Genomic DNA, 13,172 nt, shown 5'->3' on the forward strand with positions numbered 1-13,172 from the left:
GTGTGTTTTCATTTAGTTATTACGGGTTTACAGTCATGCTTAAGGTCTGGTTTTCCTTCCTCCTTACCCTAGTTTTGTTCGCGGCAACTTTAAGTTCTGCCAAAGCTAAAGACGCTCTGGACCTTGTTATTATTGAAACGCTCCCAGTTCCTATTGTTAGTGAATCACGGTCCGAATTTGAAAAAGAGCTTATTCGAATTATGCCTGAGCACGACATTAACGTTACTACATACAATGCTGAAGGATCGGAGGAGCGCGCTAAAGAAATATTAAGCGAGCTGGCACAAGAGCCTAAACCTGATCTTATTGTATCTGTCGCTACCTTGGCCACTCGTGCTTTGAATGCCTCTGAAGACTTTGTTGATACGCCAAAACTTTTCATGGTTGTGTCAGCTCCAGTCGAAGAAGGGATAGTTCCCACTATTGGTGCTACAAGCAAACGCAATATGACTGGCGAGTCGCACGTGCTCGATGCGAAAGTAAAACTTGATATGTTAGATGGCGTGCTTAGAGCATCAGAGCCTACGTCTCCTCTTACTATAGGTTTAGTACATTCAACCTATCCCTCATCGAGTAACCTGGTAAACCAACTGCTAGCGTTAGACAGTGAGTATGAAAATATAAACTTAGTTGCAGTCAGCACGCCTTATTTAGAAGGTGATGAAGGACTCGTTGAAATGACAGATAGTATTGTTGATAGCTTAGAACAAAGAAGCTCAGAACTAGATGGCTATTGGTTATCTTCAGGGCCTTTAGCAGAAGCCAATGGATTAGTGGAGAAGGTTAAAGAGAGGACTGGATTGCTTCCTCTATTTGCTGAAAGTATTGCGTCAGTAAAAAAAGGTGCGCTTATCGGGGTGGTATCTGAATCAAAGAGTATAGGGAAATCAGCAGCAAGAAAAGCAAAGCTGATACTGCAAAGAAAATCGGCGAGAGACATTCCCGTTGGTAAAATGGATACGTACACTGTAGCGGTAAATGTTGCTACGGCAATTAAATTACAAATGCCCATCCCTTCCAATTATTTGAAGCTCTCTAAAGAGCATGTGTATCAATAAGGCCTAATTAGAAGTAAGTATGCGGATTAAATCGAAACTGCTGGTTATCTACATTCCAATTTTATTAATTGGTATGGCACTTACTGGGTATTGGGCTTATTTGACGGCGTACGATTCAGCACGCGAAAGAGAATATCAGCTCCTCACTCAGACGCTTACATTAAACGTTTTAGAGATCATTGACGAAAGACGTGAACTGCTTATTGAGTCGGGCCTAGAGAATGTGCCTGTGTTTCGCGAGGCCTATCAAAAGGAAGTGTTTGAAGAGCTAAAGTCGTTGCAGCAAGCCACCGACCGCCACTTTGCGATCAGTGACAAGAGTGCCGATACTGTGGTGTTTAGTACGATGGAGCACACTGTGGTTCCTAATGTCGAAGATGCGACAATCGCAACCATTGCCAGTCGTAAGGTCGCCTTTGGTGAGTCGAATATTAACGATGCTGACGTGTTATTTGCGTGTGCGGAATTTGCGCCATGGAATTGGAAAGTTACCGTATTACAGCCTGCTGACGCACTGCAATCTTCCCTATCTACTATTGCGTGGCTAACGTCATTAGTGACGCTATTTGCTGTCGTTATTGTCAGTTTGCTTATGGGAAGAGTCACACAGGTGTTTGTTGTTTCTCCTATCGAAAAAATAAAATCAGCAGCAAGTCGTATTGCGGTTGACCATAAGAAGGTCAGTATAGACTTACAGCAAAACGACGAGTTAGGTAGTTTAGCGCGAGACGTTGAGGCAATGTCTGGTGAAATAGAGCAATACGTTGCTCAAGCTCAGCAAGCAAACCGCGCAAAAACGGATTTTCTTGCAGTAATGAGTCACGAAATTCGCACCCCACTGAACGGTATTCAGGGATTAGCAACGCTACTTCTTGATACGCAACTGTCGGATAAACAGCATCAGTATGCCAGCGATTTGAAATCATCGGCGTCTATTCTAGCGACCGTTATCAACGATGTTCTGGATCTCTCAAAAATTGAATCAGGTATGTCAGAGGTTGACGTTACAGAGTTCGATCTTGACGCAATGCTGAATGACCTTATTACGCTACTGGGTACCAATGCTAGCGCCAATAGTACGCGTTTGGTTTACAAAAGTAAGAACATGGAATCGGTGGCAGTAACCAGTGATATTACGAAGTTACGCCAGATAATCATTAACTTGGTGAGTAACGCAATTAAGTTTACTCATAAGGGCACGGTGACTATTTCCGCCAAGCTCAAACAGCCTTCACAGGATACCGTGAGCGAGAACCATTTGGTAATTGCGGTTAAAGATACCGGTATTGGTATTGAGCCAGACAGACTCGAGCATATTTTTGATAAGTTTACGCAGTCCGATTCATCAATTACGCGTAAATACGGTGGCACTGGGCTAGGTCTTGCTATTGCAAAGCAGCTTGCACAAATATTAGGTGGTGATATTAAGGTGGTGAGCAAAGTAGGTGAAGGTTCATGTTTCACCGTTACCGCCAACGTGCAGAGTCGTCGCATGGTGGAGTCGTCGGCCGATTCGGATTCCGCGCGACAAGCAGAGCGCGCTAGCTTACCAGAAGGTATTAAAGTTCTGTTGGCTGAAGATAATGCCATTAATGCTGTGGTAGCACAGGCACTCTTAGAACATCTGAAATGTGATGTTGAGCACGTTGATAATGGACTGAAAGCCGCTGCACGAGTAGAAGAGGGCGGTATTGATGTTGTTTTCATGGATGTGCACATGCCAGTGATGGACGGCATTGAAGCGACAAAACGCATTCGAAAACTTGATGGAGAGCTTAGCAAAATCCCAGTTATAGGACTTACCGCCGAAGCATTCAAAGAGCGTCACGTGTCATTTAAAGAAGCGGGGATGGACGACATCGTTACCAAACCTGTCACCGTTGAGGCACTGCAAGAAAGTTTGTCAAAACTGGCGCTTAATCAAGAAGTCACTGATAATAGTTAAAGTGATGCAGCTTCAGTAATTTGAAGTTGTAAGAGCCCGTGGGTGATTTCGCCATGGGCTAATATATAGATGCTTTAACAGTAACTTATTGCTTAAGGTGGCGTGTGCAAATCAATAAACCCCGCGAGCTACTTCGGCTGAGAATTGCGCTGATCATTGGTGCTATACTTGTGCTTGCCTTTATGGCTGCTGACTTGATGCTACTACCAAGCAGCATGTACGAGCTGTACATATTTGATCGCTTACTTCTTCAATTCCCTATTATACTCGTCGTTGTTGTACTCTCCTTCTGGCGCAGGTTCATTCAGCTTCGAGCCTACATTTTCGCAGGATTACTTATTGCCCTTTCCTACAGCAATTATTGGCTGATATGGGTGTGTTGGAAAGAGCACAACTTTATTTTCCCTTACGAAGGCACCATTTTATATGCGTTCTTCTGCGTATTTGCCTTGGGTATCCCATTTAAATTAGCGATGGCTGCAAATGTCGTTAATATCTTTGGTTTTTTAGGCTTGATGTGGTTAGCGCCGGTTTACGGTGACAGGGTGCCAATTTCAGCTTCGTTTGTAACAGGTTCACTCTTTATATGTGTCTATGCTAAGTACAGATTAGATCGCAGTGTGCGCATGCTTAAAGAAACGAACGACCGATTATTAAAACTTAGCAAGTTCGACCCGTTGTCCGATTTGCTTAATCGGCGTGCTTTACGAGATCAGAGCGAAAAGCTGCTGGCGTTCAGTAAGCGTCATAAAGTATCAATGGCTACCTTGATGCTTGATTTAGATGACTTTAAGAAATACAACGATAGTTTTGGTCACCAACAGGGTGATGAAGCAATAAAAGTGCAGGCGCGTATTATGAAAGAGGTTTTTAAGCGCGAAACAGATATCCTAGGCCGATACGGTGGCGAAGAGTTTATCGTTGTTTTAAGCGATATCAATAAAGAGCAGGTTGAAAAGCACGCGCAAGCACTGTTAGATAAATGGAGCGGGGCTCAATTAAAGCATGCCGATGGAGCAAAGCACGCCTTTATGAGTTGCTCAATCGGTGCGGCTTATGCTGAATCGGTTGACGATATATCCATTGATTGGCTTATTGATGAAGCCGATAAAGCGTTATATGAAGCGAAAGAAAAAGGTAAAGCACAGTATGTAATAGCAGAAGCACAGTACTGATACCAAACGCTGTGCTTCTGATTTGAGGTTTTACAGCTTCACTATCATTTTTCCGGTATTTTTACCTTCAAACAACATGTTTAAGCCTTTTTCCGCGTTATCTAACCCGTCAATAGTATGGGCACGGTACTTTATCTTACCTTGCTGTACGTATGGAGTAAGCTTTTGTAAAAGCTGTGGAATTTCCCCCCAGTGGTCGGGCATAGCAAAACCACGAATATTGACCCGCTTTTTGATTAAAGGGATCCAGTTTGGCCCTGGCGCCGGATTTTCTGACTGATAATCAGCAATCATACCGCACACCACTATGCGTCCATGAGTATTCATTCTATTGAATATGTGCTGTTGGATAGGGCCACCTGTATTTTCAAAAAATACGTCAATCTTGTCTGGCGTAAGCTCGGCCAGTTTTTCTTCTAAGTCGTCAGTTTTGTAATTGATTGCGCCGTCAAAACCTAATTCATTAACAATCCAGTTGGCTTTGTCGTCACTACCCACTACACCGATCACACGCAGTCCATCAGCTTTTGCAAGTTGACCCACTATCGATCCTACAGAACCCGCTGCACCTGTTACAATAAGCGTTTCACCTTCCTTTGGTTCGCCAAAGTTATAAAGGCCTGTTGTGGCGGTTAAGCCAGGTAGCGCAAAAACGCACAGTGCCATTTCTTCAGTCACACCTTGCTGAAGCTTATTGAAGCCAGAGCCATCACTCAGCACATATTCACTCCAGCCGGTCATGCCCATAACTTTATCGCCCACAGAAAAGTCTGAGTTGTTAGACTCAACCACCTCGCCTACGCCGCTCGAACGCATGACATCACCAAGCTCTACTGGAGGGATATAGCTTTCTCTGTCTTCACTCATCCACCCTAGCATTGCAGGATCTAAAGACATGTGAGTTTGCTTAATTAGAATCTGGCCATCTTTTGGTGTAGGTATTTCAAGCTCTTTCGTTTCAAATAAATGCGGACCGATTTTTCTATCGTCGGGGCGCTTTACCAAAGTAATAGCTTTATATGTTGGCATTGTATCCTCCTGTACTCGTTAAAAGGGGTGGTGTGCTCAATGTTGAAACGCATTTTGGCTGGTTGAGATCACCCCACGACTATGAAAATAGGGTGGGGCTTATTGGTATAAATACAACCATTTAGCAAAGAATCTATAAATGTGAATTAAAGATGTGAACAGTTCCAATAGTTATTGGTGATGGTTCACTAGACGAGTGTTAACAATGTAGTGATCTTTAGTTAACTATGTATTATCAAATGTGCTTATAAATGCGTCGAAATTGTAGCTATAATTGTAAAAAATGCGATAAAAGTGCGTAAATAACGTTTACTTGCATTGAACAAAACTACTCATATCCGTAAAATGCCCGCTGCAATTTTCCCCTATTACAATGAGTATCTTATGAAGCAACAGTTTTCTTTACGTGCCTCAGTTTGCTTAGCGCTTGCTACCTTAGCCTCTTCTTCTGCGCTGGCAGCTGGTTTCCAAGTTAATGAACACAGTGCAAACGGCCTAGGCCGCGCGATGGCTGGTCAAGCGGCAAAGCCAGAGAATGCCTCTATTCTAGCAACCAACCCTGCAGCAATTGGTGTATTTAAAGAAGCTGAGTTCAGTGCATCAGTAAGCTTTATCGACCCAAATGTAGATATTAATGGCACCGCGACTTATGCATTGGGTGAGACTTCTCTTCCTACTGATGCAACCTCTCTTTCTACTTCAGCAACAGAGGATGATATTGCGGATACTGCGTTTGTACCTGGATTTTTCTATACCACACCAATTAATGAAAGGTTCTCGGCTGGTGTTGGTGTGTTTACTACTTATGGTCTTCGCTCTGATTACTCAGATGACTTTGAGGCTTTGCCGTTTGCCGATGAAGCAGAGGTTAAAAGTGTAACTTTAAACCCTGCGATATCATACAAAGTAAATGAACAGCTTATGGTTGGTTTCGGTCTGAACGCAACCTATGCCGAAGCTGAAATTGGTTCAGGCGTTTCTGAATCTCTATCGTTTGCCTTTAATGCGCTAGGTTCTACTGTACCGGCGGGTGCTTCTCTTTTTAATCTAGAAGGAGACGATTGGGGTTTTGGTTGGAACGCGGGAATTTTCTGGCAGCCGACTGATATGACTAATATTGCGCTATCACATCGTGCTGAGACAAAACTAGAGCTAAGTGGTGAAGTATCTTCAGATTTGAGAGCAGTACTAAACCAAGGTGGAAGCCTTGATTTGAATTTAGCTGCAATTACTGAGCTAGCCATCGATCAGAAGTTAAACGATAAGTGGTCTGTTCAAAGTAGTGTAACTTTTACTGATTGGAGTACTTTCCAAAAGCTTGAAGCTAATCTTGCAAGTGGTGATGATTTCCTTATCAAAGAAGAAAACTTCGACGATTCGTGGCGCGCATCTATCGGTGTTACCTACATCTTAAACGATGAGATTACTCTTCGTGCGGGCTATGCTTATGACGACGGTGTGGTATCGGTAGAAAATCGCTCGCTAAGTATTCCAGATACTGACCGTCATTGGATTTCTGGTGGAATGACTTACACCATGAGTGAAGACACCTCAATTGACCTTGCATACGTATTTATTGATGGTCGTGAAGCAGACATTGATAAAAAGAGAACGATTGTAGAAGATGCAGTACCTGGTGCTGATTTTACTACCACATTTGTTGGTACACAGTCAGCTACGGCGCACATCTTGAGCGTTCAAATGAACACTCGCTTCTAATAATAAAGAAGCTAAAAGCAATAAAAAAGGCAGCGTTTGTACGCTGCCTTTGTCGTATTGAGCCAAGCGTTTTTCTAGGTCCATTTGGCTGTTATATGACGATTATATTTGCGCAAACAAATCTTGTAAGCAGGTGATAGCAGCACTGATTTTTGCTGGCATAAGGTCCCGCTTCGGTGTTACCGCGTATACAGTATAGTCAGGCAAATCCCAGTCGGTGAAAAGCTGCTTCATCTCGTTTGATTTGAGCAAATGTCTTACCTCTGGCTCAGGCAATACGGCAAAGCCCAAGCCATCTTGGGTAAGTTTAATGAGTGTTTGCATTGAATTGACGTCAATACGCTGAGTGTCCAGTTCAAACTCGCCTTTGTTTTTGTGCTTCATTACGTAGTCTTCAACATGTCTATGTGTAATGTAAGCATGTCTATTCAATTGGTCTGGTGAAGATAACGTTTCGTTGGCTAACGGATGCGCTGCCGAGACACATAAAATACGCTTCCATGTGGCTAGCATTAAGCTGCTGAAGTTAGTATCTGAAACCGGAGCGAAGCAAAGCACCAGGTCTGCACTTGATGCAATGATATCTTTCGGTTCATCAGTTACCGTTAAAGATATCGTAATTTTGGGGAATTCTTCACAAAGCTTTTTCAGTGGTTCACTGAGTAAACCGCCACCAAATCCTTCAGGGGCAATAATGTTAATGTTCCCAGTGGGGTTATCTTGAAGACTTTCAATTTTTTGTTGAGCGAGTTCAGCGGTTTGTAGCATTTTCTTGCTGGTATCGTAATAAATGCGGCCAGCTTCTGTAAGGCTCAAACTTCTGGTATTTCGGTTGAAAAGACTAAGCCCTATATCATGCTCAAGTTTTCTTAATTGTTGGCTAATTGCAGAAACAGTCATGTGTAGCTCGCGGGCTGCCACACTCATGCTACCGCTGTCTGTTACCGCAACAAAAACCTGAAGAGAGCGTAGTAATTTAGTATTCATGGCGCAGTTAAATCCTTTCAGTAGGCCGAAACTGTGTAAAAGTGCATTTGTAGCAAATTAACGACGTTAATGGTGGGATTTTACCTTATTTAGACGCTAATGAACGCTTTTAAGAAGTGACCTTTACACCATGTTTACACAGAAGTTCTATGTACAATTACATTGTGTGAATAGCAACACATAAAAGGAATACAAGGCGGTTAGATTAGTTAAAAAACATCCGCCTTATAATTGCCTTAGAGATTACCAATCTTGAAATTACGAAGCTTAGCATTGGGTCAAAATGCTAGCGAATAGTTCTGACCATATTTATCGTGTTGGTCGCCAGTTTCACTTCAACCAGAAAAACAATGAGCGCACTGATTAGAAACATCATAGCCAGTATGAACAACACGATGACCGGTGTTTTTAAATCTACAACCCACAGCGACCCAGAAAATAGCGCCATAATGACGGTACACACCATCAGTCCAGCGGCAACACATAGCCCAATCGCCCAGTTAATCACTTTTACCCTGCGCCATAGCACTTTAATTTCTTTTTTTGAGCGATCGACAATATGCGGGTCTGAAAGAGTATGAATCTGTCTTTCTGCCACCCTCACCCTGTCGGATATTCGGCCCAGCCGAGACGACATAACATTGAGGAAGCCAGCAATACCGGTAAGTAAAAATACGGGGGCAACAGCGAATTCAATAAGCTGTGAAAGACTAGGAATAAGTGTGTCCAATGGTTCCTCCAACGAACAAAGTTTGGTGTTCTTACTTCAGGCAAAGAGTGTTTAACCCATTGCTGCAATCTACTAACGTACTGCCTGTCTATATGCGTTAGATATACGTAAATTAGAAATAGTGTATAAAACTAAGATTTGTGTTGTGACAGTAAAGTCTGCGAACTGCAAAGTCTACGCCAACGCTTAGATCATAGATATGGCGTAATTGTCAAAATGCCGCAACAGTTTAGCGAGTTTTAACCCATTCTTGTCTAAATTAACGATACACTAGCATCAGTTGCTAAAAAAAACATTTTGTCATCATAAGGATAGATAATGCGCTTTGCCCCAAGCTTTCCTCTGTCGTTGTTAGCTGTGGCTCTGCTATCGTATGCAGCCATCGCTCAACAAACCAATGAAATAGAAAGAATTGAAACCACGTCTTCTCGTATACAGGGAAATATGAATGCTTCCGGTTATGCAGTGTCGTCTATTTCAGAAGAAACGCTTTCGCTGCTTTCATTTCAACACATTCAAGAGTCGCTGAATTACATAGCGGGTGCCGGCGTACAGCGGGGCAATGGGCAAGAGTATTTGCCTGCCCTTCGTTCGCCAGTGTTAACCGGCGCTGGCGCGTGCGGCGGAATTTTAGCGGCAGAAGATGGAATCCCTCTACGCGCGGCAGGCTTCTGTAACATCAACGAACTGTTTGAAGCCCACGGTGAAATTGCACAGCGTATTGATGTGATAAAAGGCCCTGCGTCAGCGCTTTATGGCTCTAATGCGATACATGGTGTGATTAATGTGATTACCCCAGACACAACCCAAGGCGGCGGAGAGCTTAGCGTTGATTATGGGTCATATGGGTTTCATCGCGTAAAGCTTAAAGAAGGGAAAGACTTTGGTCGCAGTGGCGTGGGTATCGCCGCCAGTGTTACCAGAGATACAGGATATCGAAATGAAGAGGGCGTTGACCAAGAGAAAGTCTCGCTTCGCCACAGGCTAGAGTGGGACAGCACGGTTATTACAAGCGGGCTTACTTATACCCATCTGGACCAAGAAACTGCCGGCTACATCGAAGGGTTTGAAAGCTACAAAAATACACAAATAGCCAAAAGTAACCCAAACCCCGAAGCGTTTCGAAAAGCAGAAAGTTTTAGGCTATGGAGCAAGTTCGATACTAGCTTTAGCGGTGATCATGCACTGTCGATTACACCTTACGTACGCAACCAGGACATGCGTTTCCGTATGCATTTTTTACCTGGCAAACCCCTTGAAACGAATGCTCAAAAAGGCGTTGGTGTACTGTCTCAGTTCAATTACGTCATCAATGACAGCCTAAGTGCAGATATAGGATTAGACGTAGAATACACAGAAGGTGAATTAAGCCAGTCACAAGACAGCGCCACAGAAGGGTCAGCCTTTTTGGTTGAAACTATACCTGTAGGAAAGCACTATGATTATGATGTAGATGCCACGCTATTTGCACCTTTCTTTACCTTCAATTGGCAAGCTGAGCGTTGGGCTATTTCTGTCGGCGGGCGCTTTGAGTCTATGCAATACGACTATACCAACAATATGAATGTTGGTCGTGTACGCGAAGATGGCACACAGTGCGGTTTTGGTGGCTGTAGATATTCCAGACCAGCAGACAGCGAAAATGACTTTGATAACTTTAGTCCGAAGCTTTCACTTCGTTATCAACTTAATCCTCAAACCCAGTTGTTTGGCGGCATCGCAAGAGGCTATCGCGCCCCTCAAGCAACAGAGCTGTATCGTTTGCAGCGTGCACAGACTGTTACTGATCTTGACTCGGTAACGGCCGATAATATCGAGATGGGCGTTACAGGTACACTATTTGACGGCAGCTATACGCTTAGTCTTTACAGCCTACAAAAAGATAATGTGATTTACCGCGACAGCGACTTTTTCAACGTAAGCAACGGCGAAACATGGCATAGAGGCGTAGAGCTTTCTTTTGACCTACCCTTAAGCGATATACTGCGCTTAGATTTTGCTGGTACATACGCAAGGCATACTTACGAGCACAGTCAGCTTTCAGGTGAAGAAGATATTAAAGGTAATGATATTGATACCGCGCCAAAGCTTCAGTTTAACGCCCGCTTAAGCTTTGATGTATCGAGAAAAGTACAAACACAGCTAGAGTGGCAGCATATTTCGAGCTATTTCACCGACGCCGAAAATCTCAATGAATACGAGGGGCATGATTTGGTGCACGCGCGTTTACGATATAGCCTGAACAGCGATGTAACGCTATACGCGCGCGTTAATAACCTATTTGATACGGACTACGCTGAACGCGCAGACTTTACTAGCTTCACAGGCCCTCGCTATTTTCCTGGGCGGCCTCGAAACTTCATGATAACGGCATCGTTCACGTTATAGCTTCAAATAAGCAACCGTAATAGATAACTATTAATCTTGAAAATACAGACTATTGCCGTGATTTGCTTGTACCCCAGCGGCATCAGGCGTAGTCTGTAGGCATCAGCATGGGTCTCAGTCACGCCATGTATAGCGTTTGGAAAGGTCAGGCGACATACGTGGAATGATTGTTAATAGGTATACCCATGCAAAAAATAGTAATTGTTGGTGGCGGTGCTGGTGGTCTTGAATTAGCCAGTCGCTTAAGCCGCACCCTCGGGAGAAAGAAACAAGCCGAAATTACCCTCGTCGACCGCAGTCGAACCCATATCTGGAAGCCGCTATTACACGAAGTGGCCGCCGGTGTAATTGATAAGCATTCAGACGGTGTGGACTACGCTATCCACGCTGCGGCTCACCACTACCGCTTTCAATTAGGTGAAATGTGCTCGCTTAACGCGCAAGCGCAAACCATTACCTTGTCGCCTCTAATCGACGAAGAAGGGACACAGGTTTTGCCCGAACGCGAGATTCAATATGATCAGTTAGTGATGGCTGTTGGTAGTGTGAGTAACGACTTTGGTACACCTGGTGTTGCTGAGCACTGCTACTTTCTCGACTCGCTAAAGCAAGCTGAACGTTTTCACAGAGCGCTTCTTAATCAGCTAATCCGCATCAATCAGCAAGAAGATAAAGACGCCAAAATTGATGTCGCTATAGTAGGGGCTGGAGCAACAGGTACTGAGCTTGCCGCTCAACTTCACCATGTGGCGAATTTGTCCAAGGCTTACGGAATGCCAGACATGTCAGCTTCTCGTCTTAAAATTACTATAGTAGAAGCGGGAGATCGTATATTGCCTGCGCTGCCCGAGCGGATAGCAAACTCTGCAAGAAAAGCACTGCATAAGTTAGGCGTAGACATTAAAGAGCAAACCATGGTGGCAGAAGCCGACGCGAAAGGACTGATCACAAAAGACGGTGGTCGGATTGACGCTGATTTAATGGTGTGGGCTGCGGGGGTGAAAGCACCGGACTTCATAACAAAGCTTGCGCTTTTTGAAACGAACAGAGCTAATCAAATTCTTGTTGATAAGCAGCTTCGCAGTTCATCTCACAAGAATATCTGGGTGTTAGGCGATTGCTGTGGTTTCCAGCAGGAAAATGGGAAGTGGGTGCCGCCTCGAGCGCAGTCTGCCCACCAAATGGCGGATATTGTTGCGCATAATATAACGTCGTTATTCACCCAAAAAGACACGAAAGATTTTACTTACAAGGACTATGGATCCTTGGTTCACTTAAGTAAATACAGCACTGTTGGAAGCTTAATGGGCTCACTGTCAAACAGCAGTATGTTTATTGAAGGGCGTCTAGCTAAGTTGGTTTACGTTTCTTTGTATAATATGCACCAGTTTGCAGTACACGGAAAAATTAAAGGTGCTCTAAAGCTCCTTGTGAAAAAGCTAAGTCAGGCCATCAGTCCTAAGCTGAAGCTTCACTAACCACATAAAAAAGAAAGCCCCATGTTTGGGGCTTTCTTAAATCATAAATTTAGCTCGCTGGGACTAAACGTAGATAGCTATTGTTTTACGCCTTCAACGTGAAGCTCTAATTCTACCGTTTGCGACGCCGGGCCTAAATCATAGTCGATGCCATAGTCTTTAAGAGCGATCGTCGTTGTGCCCATAAAGCCTGCACGATAGCCGCCCCATGGATCTTTGCCTTCGCCAATCTTTTTGGCTTCTATCGTAATAGGCTTTGTCACACCATGAAGCGTGAAGTCACCCATTACATCCATCATGCCATTGCTTTTATCGACAATTTTTGTGCTGACAAACTTCGCCTCTGGAAAGTCGTCTACGTTTAAGAAATCGTCGCTCTTAAGGTGCTTGTCACGCTCTGCGTGGTTTGAGTCGATACTGTCGGTATCGATAGTCACCATAATTTTTGCTGCACTAGGTGCTGCGTCGTCGTAACTAAAAGTACCTTTAAAATCGTTGAAGCGACCAGTAAGCCACGAGTAGCCCAAGTGTTGAATTTTAAAGTTGATAGACGCATGGGCGCCTTTGCTATCAATCACATAATCTGCGGCGTTAGCGGTGCTTAAAGTCAGCGCAGCGGCCAAGGCAAGTGTTAACTTCTTCATCATTTCTCCTTTTTCCTCA

At 44.0% G+C, this 13,172-nt stretch carries 10 protein-coding genes; 6 read left to right on the forward strand and 4 right to left on the reverse strand.

The annotated features are described in order from the left end of the window. Positions 1–35 precede the first annotated feature (35 nt). The 3 genes from AC27KT_RS03225 (at position 36) to AC27KT_RS03235 (ending at position 4,178) form a co-directional block, all read left to right on the forward strand. On the forward strand, positions 36–1,058 hold the full coding sequence (locus AC27KT_RS03225; protein WP_487127322.1) for an ABC transporter substrate-binding protein: 1,023 nt from the start codon (positions 36–38) through the stop codon (positions 1,056–1,058). Between the two features lie 19 nt (positions 1,059–1,077). After that, positions 1,078–3,003, forward strand: coding sequence for an ATP-binding protein (locus AC27KT_RS03230; protein ID WP_487127324.1), 1,926 nt, complete (start codon positions 1,078–1,080; stop codon positions 3,001–3,003). A 104-nt stretch (positions 3,004–3,107) separates the two neighbouring features. Further along, on the forward strand, positions 3,108–4,178 hold the full coding sequence (locus tag AC27KT_RS03235) for a GGDEF domain-containing protein (protein ID WP_487127326.1): 1,071 nt from the start codon (positions 3,108–3,110) through the stop codon (positions 4,176–4,178). Between the two features lie 30 nt (positions 4,179–4,208). Here AC27KT_RS03235 and AC27KT_RS03240 read toward each other — a convergent pair whose 3' ends face one another. Further along, a complete protein-coding gene (locus AC27KT_RS03240) occupies positions 4,209–5,207 on the reverse strand; it encodes an NADP-dependent oxidoreductase (RefSeq protein ID WP_487127328.1) in 999 nt (332 codons plus the stop codon). 384 nt (positions 5,208–5,591) lie between these two features. Here AC27KT_RS03240 and AC27KT_RS03245 point away from each other — a divergent pair, with 384 nt between their 5' ends. Then, positions 5,592–6,926, forward strand: a complete 1,335-nt coding sequence (locus AC27KT_RS03245; RefSeq protein WP_487127330.1) for an OmpP1/FadL family transporter — start codon at positions 5,592–5,594, stop codon at positions 6,924–6,926. A 102-nt stretch (positions 6,927–7,028) separates the two neighbouring features. On the opposite strand, the gene AC27KT_RS03250 is transcribed toward AC27KT_RS03245, so the two are convergent. Further along, positions 7,029–7,913, reverse strand: a complete 885-nt coding sequence (locus tag AC27KT_RS03250; RefSeq protein ID WP_487127332.1) for a LysR family transcriptional regulator — start codon at positions 7,911–7,913, stop codon at positions 7,029–7,031. Positions 7,914–8,199: 286 nt separating this feature from the next. Then, positions 8,200–8,643: a DUF2721 domain-containing protein gene (locus AC27KT_RS03255; RefSeq protein WP_014951195.1), complete on the reverse strand. Its 444-nt coding sequence runs from the start codon at positions 8,641–8,643 to the stop codon at positions 8,200–8,202. Positions 8,644–8,961: 318 nt separating this feature from the next. Here AC27KT_RS03255 and AC27KT_RS03260 point away from each other — a divergent pair, with 318 nt between their 5' ends. Both AC27KT_RS03260 and AC27KT_RS03265 read left to right on the forward strand, forming a co-directional pair. Next, the gene (locus tag AC27KT_RS03260) at positions 8,962–11,031 is read left to right on the forward strand and encodes a TonB-dependent receptor (RefSeq protein ID WP_487127335.1); all 2,070 of its coding nucleotides are present in this window, start codon (positions 8,962–8,964) and stop codon (positions 11,029–11,031) included. A 185-nt stretch (positions 11,032–11,216) separates the two neighbouring features. Next, on the forward strand, positions 11,217–12,509 hold the full coding sequence (locus AC27KT_RS03265) for an NAD(P)/FAD-dependent oxidoreductase (protein WP_487127337.1): 1,293 nt from the start codon (positions 11,217–11,219) through the stop codon (positions 12,507–12,509). Positions 12,510–12,586: 77 nt separating this feature from the next. On the opposite strand, the gene AC27KT_RS03270 is transcribed toward AC27KT_RS03265, so the two are convergent. After that, positions 12,587–13,153, reverse strand: coding sequence for a YceI family protein (locus AC27KT_RS03270; protein WP_487127339.1), 567 nt, complete (start codon positions 13,151–13,153; stop codon positions 12,587–12,589). Between the last annotated feature and the right edge of the window lie 19 nt (positions 13,154–13,172).

Source organism: Alteromonas sp. 5NW40-0090, from assembly GCF_057552975.1.